The 19,206-nt window shown below is 59.2% G+C and carries 20 protein-coding genes; 13 read left to right on the top strand and 7 right to left on the bottom strand.

The features are described from left to right. Window positions 1–40: 40 nt before the first annotated feature. Window positions 41–661, top strand: coding sequence for a recombination protein RecO (recO, locus tag WCX72_RS05415; RefSeq protein WP_345971312.1), 621 nt, complete (start codon window positions 41–43; stop codon window positions 659–661). Here the strand turns inward: recO and WCX72_RS05410 are convergent. From WCX72_RS05410 to WCX72_RS05380, 7 genes are all read right to left on the bottom strand, one after another. Continuing rightward, a complete protein-coding gene (locus tag WCX72_RS05410) occupies window positions 658–1,332 on the bottom strand; it encodes a hypothetical protein (protein WP_345971311.1) in 675 nt (224 codons plus the stop codon). The two genes, recO and WCX72_RS05410, sit on opposite strands and share 4 nt — an antisense overlap. A 118-nt stretch (window positions 1,333–1,450) precedes the next feature. Further along, entirely contained in the window at window positions 1,451–1,855 is a 405-nt protein-coding gene (locus tag WCX72_RS05405; RefSeq protein WP_345971310.1) for an Rrf2 family transcriptional regulator, read from the bottom strand. Beyond that, the gene (locus WCX72_RS05400; protein ID WP_345971309.1) at window positions 1,855–2,292 is read right to left on the bottom strand and encodes a DUF4395 family protein; all 438 of its coding nucleotides are present in this window, start codon (window positions 2,290–2,292) and stop codon (window positions 1,855–1,857) included. The genes WCX72_RS05405 and WCX72_RS05400 overlap by 1 nt, the downstream gene beginning before the upstream one ends. A gap of 131 nt (window positions 2,293–2,423) precedes the next feature. Further along, on the bottom strand, window positions 2,424–3,539 hold the full coding sequence (gene trmA, locus WCX72_RS05395) for a tRNA (uridine(54)-C5)-methyltransferase TrmA (RefSeq protein ID WP_345971308.1): 1,116 nt from the start codon (window positions 3,537–3,539) through the stop codon (window positions 2,424–2,426). A gap of 2 nt (window positions 3,540–3,541) precedes the next feature. After that, window positions 3,542–4,171: a hypothetical protein gene (locus tag WCX72_RS05390; protein ID WP_345971307.1), complete on the bottom strand. Its 630-nt coding sequence runs from the start codon at window positions 4,169–4,171 to the stop codon at window positions 3,542–3,544. Next, window positions 4,168–4,836 carry a phosphatase PAP2 family protein gene (locus WCX72_RS05385; RefSeq protein WP_345971306.1) on the bottom strand — a complete coding sequence of 223 codons (669 nt, stop codon included), beginning with the start codon at window positions 4,834–4,836 and terminating at the stop codon, window positions 4,168–4,170. The genes WCX72_RS05390 and WCX72_RS05385 overlap by 4 nt, the downstream gene beginning before the upstream one ends. A gap of 82 nt (window positions 4,837–4,918) precedes the next feature. Beyond that, window positions 4,919–5,599 carry a phosphatase PAP2 family protein gene (locus tag WCX72_RS05380; RefSeq protein ID WP_345971305.1) on the bottom strand — a complete coding sequence of 227 codons (681 nt, stop codon included), beginning with the start codon at window positions 5,597–5,599 and terminating at the stop codon, window positions 4,919–4,921. Between the two features lie 58 nt (window positions 5,600–5,657). Between WCX72_RS05380 and WCX72_RS05375 the strand changes: the two genes are divergently transcribed. From WCX72_RS05375 to htpG, 12 genes are all read left to right on the top strand, one after another. Continuing rightward, window positions 5,658–7,037 carry a glycosyltransferase family 39 protein gene (locus WCX72_RS05375; RefSeq protein WP_345971303.1) on the top strand — a complete coding sequence of 460 codons (1,380 nt, stop codon included), beginning with the start codon at window positions 5,658–5,660 and terminating at the stop codon, window positions 7,035–7,037. Between the two features lie 54 nt (window positions 7,038–7,091). Next, a complete protein-coding gene (locus WCX72_RS05370; RefSeq protein ID WP_345971302.1) occupies window positions 7,092–8,024 on the top strand; it encodes a lysylphosphatidylglycerol synthase transmembrane domain-containing protein in 933 nt (310 codons plus the stop codon). Continuing rightward, window positions 8,021–9,241 carry a glycosyltransferase family 9 protein gene (locus WCX72_RS05365; protein ID WP_345971301.1) on the top strand — a complete coding sequence of 407 codons (1,221 nt, stop codon included), beginning with the start codon at window positions 8,021–8,023 and terminating at the stop codon, window positions 9,239–9,241. The genes WCX72_RS05370 and WCX72_RS05365 overlap by 4 nt, the downstream gene beginning before the upstream one ends. A 14-nt stretch (window positions 9,242–9,255) precedes the next feature. Continuing rightward, on the top strand, window positions 9,256–10,695 hold the full coding sequence (locus WCX72_RS05360) for a glycosyltransferase family 39 protein (RefSeq protein ID WP_345971300.1): 1,440 nt from the start codon (window positions 9,256–9,258) through the stop codon (window positions 10,693–10,695). Next, window positions 10,692–11,309, top strand: a complete 618-nt coding sequence (locus WCX72_RS05355; protein ID WP_345971299.1) for a phosphatase PAP2 family protein — start codon at window positions 10,692–10,694, stop codon at window positions 11,307–11,309. The genes WCX72_RS05360 and WCX72_RS05355 overlap by 4 nt, the downstream gene beginning before the upstream one ends. A gap of 14 nt (window positions 11,310–11,323) precedes the next feature. Then, window positions 11,324–12,634 carry a bifunctional UDP-N-acetylglucosamine diphosphorylase/glucosamine-1-phosphate N-acetyltransferase GlmU gene (glmU, locus tag WCX72_RS05350; protein WP_345971298.1) on the top strand — a complete coding sequence of 437 codons (1,311 nt, stop codon included), beginning with the start codon at window positions 11,324–11,326 and terminating at the stop codon, window positions 12,632–12,634. Then, window positions 12,631–13,899 (top strand): bifunctional phosphopantothenoylcysteine decarboxylase/phosphopantothenate--cysteine ligase CoaBC, encoded by a 1,269-nt coding sequence (coaBC, locus tag WCX72_RS05345; RefSeq protein ID WP_345971297.1) that lies wholly within the window; start codon window positions 12,631–12,633, stop codon window positions 13,897–13,899. The genes glmU and coaBC overlap by 4 nt, the downstream gene beginning before the upstream one ends. Beyond that, on the top strand, window positions 13,896–14,573 hold the full coding sequence (locus WCX72_RS05340) for a di-trans,poly-cis-decaprenylcistransferase (RefSeq protein WP_345971296.1): 678 nt from the start codon (window positions 13,896–13,898) through the stop codon (window positions 14,571–14,573). Before coaBC ends, WCX72_RS05340 begins: the two co-directional genes overlap by 4 nt. Then, window positions 14,570–15,406, top strand: a complete 837-nt coding sequence (locus WCX72_RS05335) for a prepilin peptidase (RefSeq protein WP_345971295.1) — start codon at window positions 14,570–14,572, stop codon at window positions 15,404–15,406. The genes WCX72_RS05340 and WCX72_RS05335 overlap by 4 nt, the downstream gene beginning before the upstream one ends. Further along, window positions 15,399–16,418 carry an LptF/LptG family permease gene (locus tag WCX72_RS05330; protein ID WP_231021047.1) on the top strand — a complete coding sequence of 340 codons (1,020 nt, stop codon included), beginning with the start codon at window positions 15,399–15,401 and terminating at the stop codon, window positions 16,416–16,418. Before WCX72_RS05335 ends, WCX72_RS05330 begins: the two co-directional genes overlap by 8 nt. Window positions 16,419–16,421: 3 nt before the next feature. Next, window positions 16,422–17,147 carry a tRNA pseudouridine(38-40) synthase TruA gene (gene truA, locus WCX72_RS05325; protein WP_345971294.1) on the top strand — a complete coding sequence of 242 codons (726 nt, stop codon included), beginning with the start codon at window positions 16,422–16,424 and terminating at the stop codon, window positions 17,145–17,147. Window positions 17,148–17,300: 153 nt separating this feature from the next. Continuing rightward, window positions 17,301–19,199, top strand: a complete 1,899-nt coding sequence (gene htpG / locus WCX72_RS05320) for a molecular chaperone HtpG (protein WP_345971293.1) — start codon at window positions 17,301–17,303, stop codon at window positions 19,197–19,199. The last annotated feature ends 7 nt before the right edge of the window (window positions 19,200–19,206 follow it).

The raw sequence follows: 19,206 nt of genomic DNA, 5'->3' as shown, positions 1-19,206 counted from the left end.
ATACACTAGTGATGATAAATGATACAGGAAGAAACGCAGAGTGCAAGGGTTCATCATTCGACTCCAACGGGTCAAAGACGAAGATCTTATTTTAGCCATTTTGACACAGGAACGCTTAGAGACCCTTTACCGTTTCTACGGGGCGCGCCACGGGACGATCAACCTCGGGCATATGATCGATTTCGAGATCGAGCACTCCCTCAAATCCTCCATCGGACGGCTCTACGACGTCGTGCATCTCGGCTTCCCCTGGCTGCTCGATCCGGCGCGGACACGGTTATGGCACACGTTCGTCTCGCTTTTCTACCCCCACCTGCGCGAATCCGAAGAGACCGGGGGCTTCTATTTCACCCTGCTCAAAGACGCCGCGGAGCGCTGGGGCACGCAGAACCCCAAGCGCGTCGCCCTCGAGGCCTATGCCCGCCTGCTGCACTATGAGGGGCGCAGCCCGGATCGAACGCACTGTTTTTTCTGCGAAAACCCGATCGACGAAGCCTCTGTCTGCATGATCCGCGCTTTCCAGTACGCCCATACCGATTGTGCACACCGTACCCCGATCAACAAGCACGCCGCGGACGAACTGCTCAAACATCAGAGCGCCCTCTTCCTGAGCGACGAGGAGATCGATCTCCTCTGGGCGACGCTCCTGGAAGGGTTTTAAGAGGGGACGACCTTCTTGAGTTCGGCAAGATAATAGTTCAGGTTCGCCACGTACTCATCGAGGGTATCGGGGTCGCGCCCCTTTTTGACGTAGTCGTTGAAATCAGACAGCAGGTCGGTCATCCCCCCTTCCCCGAGATTGGACGTCGAGCCTTTGAGCTTGTGGATCGCCTCTTCGACCCGGACCATATCCAGCGCGGTAACAGCGGCTACTAGCGCCGGAAGTTCCGATTCGATCTGGCTGACCAGTTCGCCGATAAAGCTGTTGGCCTCCTCCTGCGAAAGCCCGAACTCCTCAACGGCGCGGGCATTGTTAAAAGGAGGATAGGGACGAGGAACAAAAGGGGGTTCGGCCGCCTCGGCAGGGACTTGTTCGGGCGGCGTCAACTCCCCGCGCTCCCCTGCCGTGGTTTCAGCGCCCGGAGGTGTGCCCGCTTCGGAGGTTGCGGCGATTTCATCCCTTTGCAGCACTTTGATGCCGACATTCGGCTGTGCACCCTTCATTACCTTGGGTTTGGACAACGGCTTTTTTTCAGCGTATTTGGACTGCTCGACCGCTTCGCGCATGTTCTCCAAATGGTGGCGGTTACGCAGGCGCGTCACAACGACCGAAACCACGACAGCCAGGACGATTACAACCAGAAGGGTCACTATGATGGAGAGGTACGGCATCGGTCATCCTTGATGGCCACACAGGCGCGGTAATAATCAATGAGACTATCATAATATAAACAGGGGCGTCCTCTGCTTAAACGGAAACCATTAATGGGCGTTAGCGCAGTTGTTGTGATCAAATGGCATAGTGATAGGGTTGGTAGAGCTGGTCGATATCGGAGAGTTTCATGTCGAAAATCGCCCGTATTTTTTCATTCATGCTCCCCCAAAATGCCTCGAGAATGACGCTTGAACCGACATTCCCCTCCGTCTGGCACAACGGCCCTTCCAGGGCTTCCAGGATCTCCAGCACCGTGATCTCCGCCGCCCGGCCGGCGAGCTGGTACCCCCCGGCGGCGCCGCGGATGCTCGTCACGAGACCGGCGCGCCGCAACCCGGAAAGGATCTGCTCGAGGTAGCCGTGCGAGATCGATGTCATCGCGGCGATCTCGCGTATCTGCATCGGACGCTGCTGCGGCGCATGGGAGAGTACGTGCATCGCGGCAAGGGCGTAGACCCCTTTTGACGAGATCCCCGCCATTACGCTGCCCCGCCGATCAGACGATAGAGGTAATAGACTTTGCAGCCGACGCAGAAATTGAACAGGACGTCCATCAACAGGCAAAGAACGTAGATAGAGGCGACCGCCACCAGCATCGGCTGCAGGCCCAGAGATGCCGCGACGATCAGCAGCAGGATAAACAACAGCCCGAAATGGCCGGCCACGCTCTTGGCCGCGCCGTCGACCTTCTGCTCCGGCAGGCGTATCAATCGCTTGAGAAGCACAGCGCTCTGATAGAGCGGACTGAAGTGCTTGTTGCCGTGGAGGCGCACCAGCAGGTCCGCGCCGAGGGCGAACAGCAGCGGTGCCACCCCCGTCAGGAAAAAGAGTGCAACGATTCCCGTCGTCAAAAGCGAAAGGATCCGGCTGACCGTGTTGTCAGCCGCTGTGAAGTTAATGGGACAAGCCTGTGCCATAGCAAAACCTTTGTCGGGGCCTTTTCGGCTCCATCATAAAAGTATCACAGTTTACTCCCGGCGGGAGGCCATTGTCAAGTATCCACACCAAAATAGTATGGTTTCTCCGGAAGGGTGCGTTGCCCTCTCCTCTATTGCGCCGCTTTTTTCAACCTGACACCCATTTCCATATGGTGCGTGTAGGGGAACTGGTCGAACATCGCCATCGCCTCGATGCGGTGGGTGCGCGTCAGGTACTCCAGGTCGCGCTTGAGCGTTTCGGGATTGCAGGAGATGTAGAGAATATGCTCATGCCGGGCGGCGAAATCGCAGGAGGCCTCGTCCATCCCTGCACGCGGCGGGTCGACGAAGATCGTATCGAGACGGTAGCTCGGCAGGTCAATCCCCTTCATTCGGTTGAATTCCCGCACCCCGTCGAGGGCCTGAACGAACTCCTCGGCGCTCATGCGCACAAAATCGATGTTGTGCACGTCATTGAGCTCCATGTTCGTTTTCGCCGCATGGATGGAGGACTTGGAGATCTCCGTCGCCAGAACACGGTCAAAGCGCGACGCGAACGGGATCGTAAAATTCCCCGCCCCGCAGTAGAGTTCCAACAGGTCGCCGCCAAGCCCCTCGAACTGCTGCAGGGCCCATCCGATCATCTGGGCATTGACCCCCGGATTGGGCTGGGTAAAGCTGTTCTCGATCTGCTTGAAACGGTAGGTCCTTTCAGCGACGTCGACGGATTCGATGACATGATCGCGTCCGATCACCTCTTTCTGCTTCCGGCTGCGCCCGATGATACTGATGCCGAACTTTGTTGCGAGCTCCGCCGCCTGCGCCTTCCACGTATCGTCGAGTTTGCGATGGTAGAGCATGGAGACGGCGATGTCGCCGTCGCGGCCGGCCAGGAAATCCATCCCGAAGAGTTTGCGCCCCATTTCAGGCGCGGCGTTAAGCGCATCGAGCAGCGGCCACATCAGGGCCTGGATGGGTGCGGTGACCATCGGGCACTCTTCAAGGAGCACAACGCCCTCACGGTCAATGGAGTTCATGGCGAAGTGCATGGTGTCACCGACGTGCCACACCTTGAACTCGGCACGGGCACGGTACCCTTCCGGCGCCGAACGCGCGATATCGAACGCCCCCGTATAGAGCGGTGCGAACAGAGCTTTGATCTCCTCTGCTTTCTTGGTCAGCTGCCCCTCGTACCCCTCTTCATACCAGCGGCAGCTGCCGCAACGGCCAAAATGCCTACACTCCATGCCTACCCCTCCAAGTGATGCAGCGTGCTTGCCTCCCCCTTGCGTCTGGGCATATAATGGATCAGGAAATCTCCTTTGGAGTGTCCCCGGGCAAAGCTGCTGTGATAAAGACGGGATTCTACCATAATCGGCAGCGGACGCGTCCATTCCCGGGCCTTTTCATTCTGCCACTTCAGGTACTCTATCCGGTAGAGCGCGCTGTAGATCACCGCCCGTCCCATGCCGTGGTAACAGTGAATCAGTACCGGGTAGGAGGCGTTATCGTCGAGGACTTTGAAAAACTGCGTCAGCGTCTTCTTTGTCGGCACCTGCCGGGAAGGGATGTTGACATGGCGTATCTGCGTACCGTAGGTCTCGTTGATCCGCGCGATCGCGGCCGCCTCGGCGTCGATCTCCTTCTGCTGCGCCGGGTTGAGGGCATCCTGTATGCCCGGATCAAGCAGGTCGACGACGGTTTTGATGTGGTGCGGGATCAGAAAGTCTTCCAGCCGTTCGGGGGCGATCAGCGCCGATTTGTAGACGCGCTCCGGGTCGATTGTCTCAAAACGGTAGTGTCCGTAGACGTACCAGGTATACAGCCCGCCGGCGGCGGCAACAAATAGAATAAACAGAGAGAGTAACGGACGTTTCATGGGGACTCCTTCGGGGGAAACAGTACGGCGTAGAGCAGCTCCGTCGCCGTGTACATAATGAAGAACGAGACCGCCACGTCGCTGAGGAAGTGGCCGCCCGCCGCCATGCGGGCCGCACCGACGATGAGACCGTAGCCGAGGACAATCGCACTCCAGAGCCGGCGGCGCCGGGAGAGTTTTGCGAAGGCCAGCAGGGCGAAGGCCCCCGACGCGTGCCCGCAGCTAAAGGAGTTGCCCACCTGTCCGGCAACAGGAACGAAGGCGGGAGAGAACTGCTTTTTGCCACCGAACTCCATCGTTTCCGCCGGGCGGGCCCGTCCCCAGTGCTCCTTGAAAAGGGCGTTAACAATGAGTCCGGAACCGATGCCGAGCACCAGCAGGACGTAGAGCAGTTTCCGGCCCGTGAAACGCCAGACACTGCGCCCAAATGCGGTATTGAAGAGCCAAAGAAGCACGGCGCCGACGTAGAGCGCCATCAGGCCGTAGGGCACGGAGTAGTAGATAACCTGTTCGGCGAGGGTTTTCGCGGCGGGAAAGCCGTCGGGCCCGGCATAAAAGAGCGCTGCGACCGCAAGATCGATCTGAGGAAAAAGAAAAAAAAGCAAAGAGAGGACGGCCATGGCCGTCCATCCCCACAGAGGGATAGTTGCGAGCACTTTGATCATGGCGGCATTATAACGGCGGAAGGGAACTACGCCTGTTACCCGGCTGCAACCGAAGTGTGCTCAGAAGGCCGCCGGAAAAGCCCTATTCCCGTCCGGCGGAGAGAGTATCGCATCCGAAGAAGCGCGCGTAGAGCACCCCGGAGACGATGTACATGATCATAATAGAAACGAGCACGTCGCTGAAAAAGTGGCCGCCCGCAGCGATGCGCGCCAGCGAAACCAGCGTACCGTAGGCGATGACCGCGAACGCAACCGTTTTGCGGTGCCGCCGCGCCAGGAAAATCAGCGCCAGCAGGGCGAATGCCCCGGAGGTGTGTCCGCTGCTGAAGGATTTCCCCCGCTGATCGCTCATCACGAAGGCCGGGGTGAACTGGCGGTCGCTGCCGAAAAGCGTCGTCTGGTCCGGACGGGGACGGCCCCAGTTCTGCTTAAGCACCAGATTGACGAAGATGCCGCTTCCCAGTGCCGCTACCAGCAGTATATAAAGAAGCTTCTTCCCGCTCAATGCCAGCAGCGCCCGCCCGCTGATGCGGTTATAGAGCCACAGCAGCAGTGCCGCGACATAGACCATAGCGAGGACTACCCCCACAGACTGGTAGACGAAGCGTTCCCAGAGGGTGCCCCCCTGCACGAACCCCTCACCGGGGGTATAGAACAGGCTGCTGACGGCAATGTCGATCTGCGGGAAAAAGTAAAGGAGCAGTGCGGTGATGGCCATCGCGCCCCACGCGGCCGCCGGAATGCAGAGTATCTTCTTATTCATAGTCCGCATTATAGCCGTTTCACCCCCATAGAGTATAATGGCACCCAAAAAGCCGCCCATGATCCGAACCTATCGCCAAACCGCCCTGCTCATCCTGCTTTTCTCGGGCCTTTTCGCCACAGTGTACAACGCCTTCGTGCCCCTGCACGGCGACGAGGCCTACTACTGGCTCTGGAGCCACCACCTGCAATCAGGCTACTACGACCACCCCCCGATGATCGCCTTCCTCATCGCCCTCACCGACCTTGTCAGCGAAGCCGAATGGGGCGTACGGCTGGGCAACGTCCTGGCAATGAGCGTCGCCGGGTGGGTGATCTTCCGACTGCTGGAGGAGCTGCGCGACGCCCGGACGGGGCTCTGGGGGGTCCTCATCTTCACCTCCGTCGTCCTGGTGCATGCGGGCTATACGATCATGACGACCGATTCGCCGCTGATCCTTTTCTGGTCCCTGGCGCTCTGGTCGACCTACCGTGTCATTACCCGGGGGCGGACATCGGATTTTTTACTGACGGGGCTCTTCATCGGGGCGATGATGCTGAGCAAATATACGTCGGTCCTCTACCTGATGGCACTGCTGTTCTTCATGCTGCTGCGCCGCCGGGACCTGTTCCTCTCATGGCGGACCTGGATGGCCGTCGGCATCGCCCTCCTCGTTGTCGCGCCGATGCTCTGGTGGAACTACGCCCATGACTGGATCAGCCTCCTCTTCCAGCTGCACCACGGCGGGGAGAAGCAGCGTATTATGTGGAACTGGGCGACGGAGCTGATCGGGTCGCAGTTCGCCGTTTTCACCCCGGTCTTTGCCGGCGTGCTCTTTTACTTCCTGGGAAAGGAGAAGCTCTTCGCCAAAAACGACGTGCTTTTTTTTCTCGCCCTGATGACCGTCACCCCCCTGCTCTTTTTCCTCTATAAATCGCTGCACACGCATATCGAACTCAACTATACCGCTCCTGCCTATATCAGCGCGACGGTGCTGACCGCCTACATCCTCTCGGTGCGCGGGATGAAGCGGACCTTCTATACCGGGCTCGCCGTCGCCCTGACGCTGAGCCTCGTCGCCCGCGCGGGGCTGCTTTTCTGGCTGCCGGTCGTGCAGGACAGGATGTACGGCAATAAAGAGGCCGTTGCCATGCTCGAACGCCACCGAAAAGCGGATGACGCCCTCTACGCCAACCACCTGGCTATCGCGGCCCTTGTCACCTACTACACGCCTGACCACGCCCCGGTGCGTATCCCGACGCCGACACGCTACAGCCAATACGACATGTGGGACGACGGCGCCCCCTACCGCGAGGGTCTCTACCTTGCCCCCGAGGAGAAAGCGGCGGTCCTCGCGGAACGCTTTGAGCACGTCGCGCTGCTCGATACCCTCACTGTCCAGCGGGGCCTGAAACGTACCAAGACCTACCATCTCTACCGGGTTTCGGGCAGCCGCTAAACGGGTCTTTACGCATCTTTGGTTAAAATTACCGCACTTTTGAAAAGGATGTCGATGGAACACCTCAAAACCGCCGTCAAGTTCGTCGTTACCGTCGCCATTTTCTACTTTCTGCTCACCTTTATCGACGTCGGTCAGCTCATTGCGATCCTCGCCAAGTCCCACGGCGGCTACATCCTGATCGCCTTCGCCGCCCAGATGGCAAGCACCTTCCTCGCCGCCTACCGCTGGCGTCTCATCATGAAAGAGCTCGGCTTCAAAGAAAGGGTCTCTTTTTATGTACAGAGCTACTTCAAAGGCACCTTCTTCAACCAGGTGCTGCCCGGCAGCATCGGCGGCGACGCGACCCGGATGATCGACCTCGTCCAGAAGGGCTACGAGAAAAAGGACGCCTTCTACGGCATCTTCGTCGACCGGGTCGTCGGGCTTGTCGGGCTGCTCGTGCTGAACCTTGGTGCGAACCTGCTCTTTTACGGCACCTTCCCGCAGTGGCTCTTCAACCTGATCAACCTGATCACCCTCGGCGGGATCGCGGGCTTCGTGCTGATGCTCAACCTCGATAAGTTCACCTTCCTTGCCAACCTCAAGGGGCTTGACCTCTTTCACCGGCTGGGCCTGCGGATGGCGCGGCTCTACCACTCCAGGTTGCTGCTGCTTAAGCACATCGGCATCTCGGTCGTCGTCCACCTTTTTACGGTCATCGCGATCTATTTCCTGGCGCTCAGCGTCGACGTCTGGACGGGACTGGGGATCTTCCTCGTCGCCGTGCCGCCGGTTTTCCTGCTCACCATCGTCCCGATCTCCCTGGCGGGCTGGGGGGTCCGTGAAGGCGCCATGGTCGGGATATTGATGCTCGTGGGGCTCGCGAAGGCAAAGATCCTCGCCATCTCCATCCTCTACGGGATCCTCCTCATTCTCACGGCCCTGCCGGGAGCATGGTTCTGGAACCGTGCCAAACACACCACTTCACTAAAGGAAAATGCATGAATGTCGATACGATGCGTGCCATCGACCGCTATGCGGGCATCCCTCTCACCTTTCTGGGAACACTGCTGACGAAAACGGCGGGGCTGTTTCGCTCCGCCCCCTATCAAAAACCCCGGAACGTCCTGCTCGTAGAACTCTCGGAGATGGGCAGCGCCATCCTCGTCGACCCGGCGATGCGCAAACTCCGCTCGCAGATCGACGGCGAACTCTACTTCGTCATCTTCAGCAAGAACAAGCTCTCCCTGCAGCTGCTGAACACCGTCAAAGAGGAGAACATCTTCACCATCGACGAAGGCGGCATGGTCCCGCTGGCGCTCTCGACGCTGCGCTTCTTCAAATGGTGCCGCGAGAAGCAGATCGACTCCGTCATCGACCTCGAGCTCTTCTCCCGCTTTACCGCGCTGATGACCGGTTTTTCCGGGGCGACGAACCGCGTCGGCTTCCACAGCTTCCACAACGAGGGGCTCTACCGCGGCGACTTCCTGACCCACAAGGTCGCCTACAACCCGCACCAGCACATCGCCAAGAACTTCGTCGCCCTCGTCGACGCGCTCATGAGCAGCGAACAGCAGCTCCCCTTTACCAAGCGCATCATCGACGACAGCGAGATCGCCATCGCGAAAACGGAAGTGACGGAGACGCAGAAGCGCGAAGTCCTGGAGATCATCGCCGAGAAGTATGCCGGTTTCGACCCGGAAGTGAATCCCGTCATTCTCGTCAACTCCAACGCCTCGGACCTGCTGCCCCAGCGCCGCTGGGACCGGGAAAACTACTGCGAGGTGATCAAGAAGGTCCTTGCCTACAACGACAAGGCGATCGTCCTGCTGACCGGTGCCCCTTCCGAGCATGACGGTGCGCAGGCCCTCGCGGATTGCGTTGATGACGCACGCTGTATCAACTTCGCCGGCGGCGTCAAGTTCCTGCAGCTGCCGCACCTCTACAGCGTCTGCGCTTTCATGCTGACCAACGACTCCGGCCCGGCCCACTTCGCCTCCATTACCGATATGCACACCTTCGTCATCTTCGGCCCGGAGACTCCGGCGCTCTACGGCTCCCTCGGACCGACGACCCCTATTTTTGCCGGCATGGCCTGCAGCCCATGCGTCAGCGCCGCCAACCACCGCAAGACCCCCTGTACGGATAACCAGTGCATCAAAGTGATCACCCCCGACTGGGTCTTTGAGACGCTCAAGCCGAAACTGGACGCCCTCGCCTGATCCGGACGGTCCTGGTGAAGCTTCTCCGCGCGCATCGGCCCCTCTGGGCCCTCATCGCCCTATCTACCCTACTGAGGTTGGCCGTGATCGGCCGTTTCGGGCTCGGCGTCGACGAGGCGCACTACGTCCTCTACGGCCTCTACCCGGCATTGAGCTATTTCGACCACCCGCCGCTGGTGGGATGGACGGAGTGGCTCTTTACCGCACTGCTGGGCGTCAACGAGTTTGCCGCGCGTCTGCCGGCGGTCCTGATCGGCGCCGCCGCGACGGCGCTCGTCTATTTCTGGCTCCTGCGGATCTTTGCCTCGGAGCGCCTCGCGCTATGGGGGGCTGCGGCCCTCAACGCATCGTTCCTTTTCAATGCGCTTTTCATGATGCTGATGCCCGACACCCTGCTCTTTTTGTTCCTGATCCCTATCATGGCCACCGTCATGCGGATCGAAACGGAAAACCGTACGGGTGACTGGCTGTTGCTGGGAGTATTGCTGGGGCTCTCGGGGCTCTCCAAGTACACAGCCGTCCTCTTCGCCCCCGCGCTGATCCTCTACATTGCCGCCCGGCGCCGCTGGGACCTTTTCCTGACGCCGAAGTTCCTTGCATCGGTGCTGATTGCCGCGGCGGTTGTCAGCCCGGTAGTGCTGTGGAATATGCAAAACGGCTGGATCAGCTTCGCCTACCAGAGTGCGCATGTCGCCGGTTCGGGCGGGATCAGTTTCACCGCCTTTGCCCAGTCGCTGGGGGCGCAGTTCGGCGCCTACAGCCCCCTGCTCTTCCCGCTAGCGTTCTACGGCCTCTACCGGGCATTGAAAAGCCCCCAGAAGCCGCCGCTCTTCCTCTCGGGCATCGTCGGGCTCACTGTGATGGTTTTTTTCACCTACAACAGTTTCTTCGCCCGCGCACTCCCCCACTGGACGGCGCTCTTTTACATGCTCTTCGTCCCCATCGGAACCGTCATGCTGCTGCAGCAGAGTATAGGGTGGCGGCGTTATGCGAAAGGTGCCGTTACAATCTCCGGCCTCCTCGTATTGGTACTCTACGCCGAGCTGCGTTCGCCCTTTATCCCCCTGCCTGATTACAAGTCCCTGCACCGCGACCTTTACGGATGGGACACCATTATGCGGCATGCTGCCGGGCAGATTACGGACCCCGTACGCCAGGCGGCGGCGGTCACCAACTGGTCGCTTGCATCGCGCGCGCTCTACTACGGCCGTCCCTACGGCATCGACACCTACCTTGTCGACAACCGCTATGACCAGTTCGACCTCTGGCAGCCCGAAGCGCCCGAGGGCAAAGATCTGCTCTTCATCACGACCCATGATTTCAAAAAAGGGATCACCCCCGCCATGCGGTGCGCATCCACCGAGCAGGCGGAGACCTTCGACCTCGACCTGAACGGCCGCAAGGTCAACACCGTCACGCTCACCTGGTGCCGCGACTTCAAAGGAGTCCAATGAACCCCAAAACGCTTATCTACGTCCTCTTAGGTATCGGGACCGCCCTGATCATCCTCTTGTACGGGCCGCTGGACATTGCGGCTTCGCAGTGGGCCTACGATCGCCGCGACACCTGGCTCAAACCGCTCTGTGCCGCTGTCAGCGAACTCGGCATCATCACCTGGTGGCTCGTCGGCGCCCTGCTGCTCTGGTTCTACCTGCGCTACAAAACGGGCAACCACTACTGGGCGGACCGGGTGCGTTTCTTTTTCGCCGCCGTCGCCGCCAGCGGCCTGGCCGTCATCCCCCTGAAGCTGCTGTTCGGCAAGGCGCGCCCCTGGATGCTCTATGACGAAAACCGCTACGGATTCGAATGGTTTGCTGCTCCCAACGCCTATGGGCTGCACGGCTTCCCCTCCGGGCATACGACAACGGCCTTTGCCGTCGCGACGGCCCTGGCGCTGATCGTCCCGCGTTTCGCCCCGGCCTTCTTTGTCGGGGCCCTGATGGTGGGGCTGTCGCGCATCGGCGTGCTCTTCCACTACCCCAGTGACGTCGTCGCCGGGGCAATGCTCGGAACGATTAGCACCCTGCTGCTCTATAATTTCGATAAAATTACATTCAAACGAAACTGATCAGGTTATTTTTCATGCGCACACACCCTCTTTCCGTTATCATTCTCGCCGCCGGCAAAGGGAGCCGGATGAAGTCGCAGACCGCGAAAGTTCTGCACCCTTTCAGCGGCCGCCCGATGCTCTACCACAGCATCAAAGCCGCCAAGGCGATCAGTGATGACGTCACCATCGTCGTCGCCCACCAGAAAGAGGAGGTCATCGAGACCATCGGCGCGCTGTTTGATGAGATCACCTTCGCCATCCAGGATATCGAGCAGTTCCCCGGTACCGGCGGGGCCCTGATGGGGATCAAACCGAAAAACGAGAAGGTGCTTGTGCTCAACGGCGACATGCCCCTCGTCACGGCCGAGGCGCTGAAGGGCTTTCTTGAAGCCGACGCCGACATCATTATGTCCATTTTCGACCTGGAGGACCCCAGTGGTTACGGCCGCGTCGTCCTCTCCGACGCCGGGGTCGAACGGATCGTCGAGGAGAAAGACGCCACCCCCGAGGAGCTCACCATCAGCCACGTCAACGCGGGGGTTTACTGCTTCAAGCGTGACGTCCTGGCCGAGTGTCTCCCCCGTCTGAACAACCATAACGCCCAGGAGGAGTACTACCTCACCGATATCATCGAGATGGCCCGGGACGAACACCGCAAGGTCCTGCCGCTGCTGATCGACGAGGAGCACTTCAAAGGGGTCAACTCCAGGGCCGACCTCGAAGCCGCCGACGTCATCATGCAGCGCCGCATCAAGAGCGCATGGATGAAAGCCGGGGTCACGATGCAGCTCGCCGATACGATCTACATCGAAGAGAGCGTCGTTTTCAAAGGGGAGTGCATCGTCGAGAACGGCGTCCGTATCACAGGAACGAGCAGCATCGAGAACTCCCATGTCAAGGCGCACTCCGTTGTCGAGGATTCGGTCATGGTCGATTCCGACTGCGGGCCGATGGCACACCTGCGTCCCGGCAGCGCGCTCTACGGCACGCATATCGGCAACTTCGTCGAAACGAAAAAGGCGACCCTTCGCGGCGTCAAGGCGGGGCATCTGAGCTATCTCGGTGACGCGGAAATAGACGAAGGCACCAACATCGGCGCGGGCACCATCACCTGCAACTACGACGGCAAATCGAAGTACAAAACGAAAATCGGCAAGAACGTCTTCGTCGGTTCCGACACGCAGATCGTGGCGCCGTGCGAGATCGAAGACGACGTCATGATCGCCGCGGGCACGACGGTCACAGGGACGAAGATCGACTCGGGCGTCCTCGTCGTCAGCCGCACCCCGATGAAGATTGTCAAAAACTTCTACCACAAGTTCTTCGGCAAGGCAGACTCATGACGATCCCCTCCGACCTCCTCGCGGGCAAACGCATCCTCCTCGGCGTCAGCGGCTCCATTGCCGCCTACAAGGCACTGGAACTGGTACGCCTCTACGTCAAGGCCGGCGCGGAGGTCAAAGTCGTCATGACCGACGCCGCGAAGCGCTTTGTCACGCCGCTCAGTTTCGAAACCCTCAGCCGCAACGAGGTGCTGCACAGCGCCAATGAATCGTGGGCCAGCCGCCACAACCATATCCAGAGTGCCGAAGATGCGGACCTGATGGTCATCGCCCCCGCCAGCGCCAACACCATCGCCAAGCTTGCCAACGCCATCGCGGACAACCTCCTGCTGCAGTGCGCCCTGGCCTTTCCGGGCGTCAAACTGCTGGCCCCTTCGGCCAACACCAACATGATCAAGCACCCCATCACCCAGGCCAACCTGAAGATGCTCGGCGTCGCCAATTACGAGATCGTCAAAACCCAGACCAAGGAGCTTGCCTGCCAGACAACCGGGGACGGGGCGATGGCCGAACCACTGGAGCTCTTTTGGCAGAGCGCGCGGCTGCTGCTGCGCAACGACTACTGGACCAACCGCCGCGTCATCGTCACCGGCGGCGGTACCGTCGAGCGCCTCGATGACGTCCGCTACCTCTCCAACTTCTCCAGCGGGAAGATGGCCTCCGCGCTGGCCACGGCGCTCTACCTGCGCGGTGCGGACGTCAACCTGATCGCGACCCGTTTCGATGACGGCCTCCCCTCGAGCATGCACACCCTCGATGTCGAAGGGAGCGAAGAGATGGCCGAATACCTCACCGACTCCATCCGCGTCGCCAAAAAGGGGCTGATGAGCAAACCCTCGCTTATTACCGACGAACCGATCCACCTGATCCAGAAGACTCCCTACCTTTTCATGGCCGCCGCCGTCAGCGACTACGTCCCGGCCCACCCCCAGCAGGGCAAACTGAAAAAAGAGGCCCTCGGGACGGCCTGGTCCCCCGAACTCGTTCAGAACCGAGACCTGATCGGCAGCGTCGACAAAGAGGGGATCAAGAGCGTCGCCTTCAAAGCAGAATTCGACGAAAGCAGCGCGCTTGCGAACGCCAAGAAGGCGCTCTCATCCAAGAACGTCGACGCCGTCTGTCTCAACGTGCTCTCGACTTCCCAGGGGTTCGGCAGCGACGACAACGCCATCACCTTTATCAGCGAAAAGGGCGAAACCGTGCTGCCGCGCAGCAGTAAGCTCGCCCTCTCCCTCAGAGTGCTTGACGAGGCGGAAGCGCTATGAGCAATCTGCCCCGCCACGTCGCGATCATCATGGACGGCAACGGCCGCTGGGCGCAACAGCAGAAACTGGCCCGCATCAAAGGGCATGAGCACGGCGTCGAAACGATCCGCGACATCATCACCTTCGCCGCCCACCACGAAGAGATCGAGTTCCTGACGCTCTATGCCTTCAGCACGGAAAACTGGAAACGCCCCAAAGCCGAAGTGAGCTTCCTGATGAAGCTGCTCTCCCGGTACCTGAAAAAAGAGTTGCCTGTCTACCTTGAACACGATGTGCGTTTCAAGGCGATCGGAGACCTTTCGGGGTTTTCAGCCTCCCTCCAGGCACATATCCGTACGACGGAAGCAGAGACGGCCCACTGTACGGGACTGACACAGTTTATGGCACTCAATTACGGTGCGAAGGATGAGATCGTCAGAAGCGTTACAGCGCTGCAAAACGATGGGATTGAAGTCACCGAAGAGACGCTAAACGGCGCGCTTGACGCCCCCGAACCCGTCGACCTGCTTATCCGCACCGGGGGCGACCACCGCCTCTCCAACTTTCTGCTGTGGCAGGCGGCCTATGCGGAGCTCTTTTTTACCCGCACGCTCTGGCCCGATTTCACGCCCGTTGAGCTGCAAAGCATTATCGACCAGTTCAAATCGGTCGAGCGCCGTTTCGGAGGATTATGATGTTCTGGACCACCCTTGCACTCGTTGCCCTTTTCGGAGCCCTCTTCGGCTCCTTTCTCAACGTTGTCATCTACCGCATCCCCCGAGGCGAGAGCATCGTCTTTCCCGCGTCGCACTGCCCGCACTGCGGTACCAACCTCAAGCCGTGGCATAACGTTCCCGTCCTCTCCTGGCTCATGCTGCGCGGCCGCTGCGCTTTCTGCGGGGTCCCCATCAGCGCCCAGTACCCGCTGATCGAGCTGCTCAGCGCCGCCATCGCCGCCGCGCTCTACCTCAAGCTCGGTCTCTCCGCGGCCATGATCGGGATTACGGGGGTCTTTCTGACCCTGCTCGCCCTGCTGGTCATCGACTTTTACTACAAGATGGTCCCCGACAGCCTGAACCTGCTGGCCCTGACCCTGGCCGTCGTGAGTGCCTGGTCGCCGCAGATGCTGGCGGAGAACCTGAAAAACGCCCTCATTTTCGCCGGGGGATTCGCTCTGCTGCGCTTTTACGTCTCCTACTACCTCTTTGTCAAGATCAAGCGCATGAGCCCCAACTTGAAAAAGGCATCCTGGGTCCGGAACTACAACACCATACCGGCCGTCGTCGAGGCGATGGGTGAAGGCGACATCATGATCGGCGCGACAATGGGGGCGCTGCTGGGAGTGCAGCTCGGCCTGGCGGCCGTCTTTCTCTCCGCCCTGCTTGCCCTGCCGGCGATGCTGCTGACACGTAACGAGACCGACGCCAGCAAGCAGCTGCCGTTCATCCCGTTCCTGGCGATGGCAACCTGGATCGTCTACATTTTCGATACACCGATCGCGCGCTGGATGGAAGCCTTCTATGCATAAACTGCGCCGCTACATCCTGAGCACCTTCGGCCTGCTCTTTTTCTCGATCTTCCTGCCGCTCTTCTCCATCGCGTCGGTGATTTTCCTGATCAAGCTCGCCAGCTATACCGCGGTCATCCAGCTCAACCTCTGGGAGATGTTCAAACTTTACCTTTTCATCCTCCCCGAAATCCTCTTTTACACCCTGCCCATTACCTTTTTTGTCGCCGCGGCCCTCTCGCTCTTCCGCCTCTCGACCGACAATGAGATGGTCGTCGTCTTCGCCCTGGGGATAAAACCCACCTTTATCCTCTATACGCTTATGAAACCGGCGGCGCTGCTGAGCCTGCTACTGATCTTCGACTTTTTCGTCCTCTTTCCCCATACGACGGTCCTCTCGACCAATTTCGTCCGCTACAAGCAGAGCGAAGCGAACTTCAACCTCCAGGCCTCTGAGTTCGGGCACAATTTCGGCGACTGGCTGCTCTACATCGGCAAGGCCCACAAAGACCGCAGCTACGGCGACGTCGTTCTCTTCCACAAAGAGGAGAAAGAGGAGATCCTTATCCAGGCGGAGAAAGCCGAGGTTCTCAACAACAAAGGCGTTCTCCGCCTGAAGCTGACCAACGGCCAGGGCTACAGCTATACCGACGAAAAGCTGACCCAGATGCAGTTCGAGGCGATGATGATCAACAACGTCATGCAGACGGAGTTGCGCCCCTACAACAGTCCCATCGACTTCTGGCTCGACCCCGAGCGGCGCAAGAACAAGATCCGGATGTTCATCACCGATATCCTGCTCTCCCTCTTCCCCGTCGCGGGCCTCTTCGCGGCCCTCTCCATCGGGATCGCCCACGTACGGCACCAAAAAGGGTTCGTCTACCTCTGGCTCTTCGCCTCCATGCTCTTTTACTATTCAGGAACGACGGGCCTGCAAAAAGCGTTGGGCTTTTACACGATCCCGGCCGTCTTCTTCAGCTGGCTCTTTGTCACCTACATCATCTACCGCAGACGCATCCGGGCACGATTCTAACCCATGCGCATCAAACTGACTCTCAGCTATAACGGCAGCCGCTTCTCCGGCTCCCAAAGCCAAACGGAGACGGGCAACACCGTTATGGGGGTGCTCCATCAGGCGCTCACGCGCCTCGGCATCACTGCCAAACCGATCGCGTCGGGCCGTACCGACGCGGGTGTCCACGCTTTCCGCCAGGTCGTGCATCTCGACCTGCCGCACCACTGGAGCGATCTGGCCAAACTCCGCCGCGCCCTCGCCCACCAGCTTCCCGCCTCCATCGGCATCCGCCGGCTTGAACCGGCCAAAGAAGACTTCCACGCCCGGTTCAGCGCACGCCGGCGCGTCTACCGCTACATCATGAGCGACCTTCCTTCCAACCCCTTTGAAGCGGAGCTCGTCACCTTCACTCCGCCCCTGGAGCTGGAACGGATCAATAGCGCCATGCGCCTTTTCGAGGGCGAGCACGACTTCGAATATTTCAAAAAGACCGGTTCCGACGTGAAACACTATGTCCGCACCGTCTACAAAGCCTTCGCCTACCGCCGCAGGGGCTACACCATCCTCTACTTCGAGGCCAACGGCTACCTCCGCTCGCAGATCCGGATGATGGCCGACGCCGTCCTGAAGGTCAACAGCGGCGAAATGAGCCTCACACAGCTGCAGGAGCAGATCGACGTCAAAACGCGCCACAGCACCGACCTCGCCCCCGCCGCCGGACTCTACCTCTCAAAGATCATCTACTGACACTCCCGTTTTTCGCCAACTTCTTTTTCCCGGGTGAGCGTACCATTTTATTTAGCCAACTGCACTAAACTATATTGATATAACTTGCGACCATTAACTTTTTTCGCTAAAATCACATCTGAAAATTCGACCAACTATTGAGGAGTTTTTACGATGGCAAAACATCAGTTCCAGACCGAAATCAACCAGCTGCTTCAGCTGATGATCCACTCGCTCTATTCCAACAAAAAGATTTTTCTGCGCGAGCTCGTCTCCAACGCCTCCGACGCCCTCGACAAGCTCAACATGCTGCACCTGACCGACGATGCCTATAAAGGGATCGCCTTCACGCCGCGTGTCGATATCGCGATAGATAGAGAGGCCAAGACCCTGACCGTCAGCGACACTGGAATCGGGATGAACGACGAGGACCTCGTCGCCCACCTCGGCACCATCGCCAAATCCGGTACCAAAGCCTTCCTGGAAAACCTCTCCGGCGACGCGAAAAAAGACAGCCAGCTTATCGGCCAGTTCGGTGTAGGCTTTTACGCCGCCTTCATGGTCGCCGACAAGATCGAAGTCGTAACCAAGAAAGCGGGCGAGGAGCAGGCGTACAAATGGATCTCTGCCGGCGACGGCGAGTTCGATATCGAACCGGCTGAAAAAGAGGGTAACGGTACCAGCATCACCCTCTTCCTCAAGGACGAAGACGAGGAGTTCCTCGAGACGTACCGTATCGAGAACATCATCAAAAAGTACTCCAACCACATCCCTTTCCCAATCTTTATGGACAAGGAGAACTTCATCCCCGCCGAGCGCGACGACGAAGGCAACGAGACAAAGCCCTCCAGCACGGAGATCAAGAACGAGCAGATCAACAAGGCCTCCGCGCTCTGGACGCTCTCCAAATCCGACATCAGCGACGACGACTACAAGGAGTTCTACAGCTCCCTGTCGCACGACTCCGGCGAGCCGATCACGTGGCTGCACCACAAGGCCGAGGGTGCGATCGAGTACACGACCCTCTTCTACATCCCTTCCAAGGCGCCGATGGACCTCTACCGCGTCGATTACCAGCCGGGGGTGAAGCTCTACATCAACCGCGTCTTCATCACCGACGACGACAAAGAGCTGATGCCGACCTACCTGCGCTTCCTGCGCGGGGTCATCGACTCCAAGGACCTCCCGCTCAACGTCAGCCGCGAGATCCTGCAGTCCAACCCGGTCATGAACAAGATCCAGAACGCCTCCGTCAAGAAGGTACTGAGCGAGCTCGCCAAGCTCAAGAAAAAAGATGCAGAAAAGTACGACGCCTTCTACAAAGAGTTCGGTAACGTCATTAAAGAGGGACTCTACAGCGACTTCGGCAACCGCGAGAAGATCCTGGAACTGCTGAAGTTCAACACCCTCAACAACGAAGAGAAGACCGACATCGAATCCTTCGTCACCAAGGTTGACGAGACGAAAAAAGAGATCTACTACATCTCCGGCAACATGAGCCTCGCCATGCTCAAAAATTCGCCGCAGCTCGAGCGCTTCAAAGCCAAAGGGATCGATGTTCTTATCCTCAACGAAGAGATCGACACGATCGTTTTCCCGATGGTAACGGAGTATAAAGAGTACAAATTCGTCAATGTCTCCGACGCCCAGTTCGAGGAGAGCGAAGAGGAGAAAAAAGCGGATGAAGAGACGGCAAAAGCCTTTGAGAGCCTCGTCGGTGCGATGACGGAGGCCCTTGGCGACAAGGTCTCGAAGGTCGAAGTCACCACCGACCTCACGGACTCGCCGGTCTGCCTCAAGATCGACAAAGAGGATCCGAACTACCAGATGGCCCAGATGATGAAACAGATGGGCGGCGGCATGGGGATGGAGATCCCGGAGATCAAACCGATCCTCCAGATCAACCCGAAACACGAGCTGCTCGAAAAACTCAACGGTACGTCTGACGTCAACCTCGTCAACGACGCCGCGTTCGTCCTGCTGGACCAGGCGAAACTCTTCGAAGGTGCCGAACTCGACGACACCGCCGGTTTCATCGCCCGGATGAACCGCATTATGAGCAAAGCGCTGTAAAGCGCGC

Source organism: Thiomicrolovo immobilis (genome assembly GCF_039645955.1).
In the GTDB taxonomy this organism is placed as follows: domain Bacteria; phylum Campylobacterota; class Campylobacteria; order Campylobacterales; family Sulfurimonadaceae; genus Thiomicrolovo; species Thiomicrolovo diazotrophicus.
The sequence above is the reverse complement of the archived record's forward strand: the minus strand, read 5'-3'. Positions and strand labels throughout refer to the sequence as shown.

Coding starts and splice junctions, on each gene's coding strand:
- WCX72_RS05400 (WP_345971309.1), bottom strand. CDS start 2,292: ATGGCACAGGCTTGTCCCATTAACTTCACAGCGGCTGACAACACGGTC.
- WCX72_RS05410 (WP_345971311.1), bottom strand. CDS start 1,332: ATGCCGTACCTCTCCATCATAGTGACCCTTCTGGTTGTAATCGTCCTG.
- truA (WP_345971294.1), top strand. CDS start 16,422: ATGCGCATCAAACTGACTCTCAGCTATAACGGCAGCCGCTTCTCCGGC.
- WCX72_RS05405 (WP_345971310.1), bottom strand. CDS start 1,855: ATGGCGGGGATCTCGTCAAAAGGGGTCTACGCCCTTGCCGCGATGCAC.
- WCX72_RS05370 (WP_345971302.1), top strand. CDS start 7,092: ATGGAACACCTCAAAACCGCCGTCAAGTTCGTCGTTACCGTCGCCATT.
- WCX72_RS05330 (WP_231021047.1), top strand. CDS start 15,399: ATGCATAAACTGCGCCGCTACATCCTGAGCACCTTCGGCCTGCTCTTT.
- WCX72_RS05385 (WP_345971306.1), bottom strand. CDS start 4,836: ATGATCAAAGTGCTCGCAACTATCCCTCTGTGGGGATGGACGGCCATG.
- WCX72_RS05340 (WP_345971296.1), top strand. CDS start 13,896: ATGAGCAATCTGCCCCGCCACGTCGCGATCATCATGGACGGCAACGGC.
- WCX72_RS05375 (WP_345971303.1), top strand. CDS start 5,658: ATGATCCGAACCTATCGCCAAACCGCCCTGCTCATCCTGCTTTTCTCG.
- WCX72_RS05390 (WP_345971307.1), bottom strand. CDS start 4,171: ATGAAACGTCCGTTACTCTCTCTGTTTATTCTATTTGTTGCCGCCGCC.
- coaBC (WP_345971297.1), top strand. CDS start 12,631: ATGACGATCCCCTCCGACCTCCTCGCGGGCAAACGCATCCTCCTCGGC.
- WCX72_RS05355 (WP_345971299.1), top strand. CDS start 10,692: ATGAACCCCAAAACGCTTATCTACGTCCTCTTAGGTATCGGGACCGCC.
- htpG (WP_345971293.1), top strand. CDS start 17,301: ATGGCAAAACATCAGTTCCAGACCGAAATCAACCAGCTGCTTCAGCTG.
- WCX72_RS05365 (WP_345971301.1), top strand. CDS start 8,021: ATGAATGTCGATACGATGCGTGCCATCGACCGCTATGCGGGCATCCCT.
- WCX72_RS05380 (WP_345971305.1), bottom strand. CDS start 5,599: ATGAATAAGAAGATACTCTGCATTCCGGCGGCCGCGTGGGGCGCGATG.
- WCX72_RS05335 (WP_345971295.1), top strand. CDS start 14,570: ATGATGTTCTGGACCACCCTTGCACTCGTTGCCCTTTTCGGAGCCCTC.
- trmA (WP_345971308.1), bottom strand. CDS start 3,539: ATGGAGTGTAGGCATTTTGGCCGTTGCGGCAGCTGCCGCTGGTATGAA.
- glmU (WP_345971298.1), top strand. CDS start 11,324: ATGCGCACACACCCTCTTTCCGTTATCATTCTCGCCGCCGGCAAAGGG.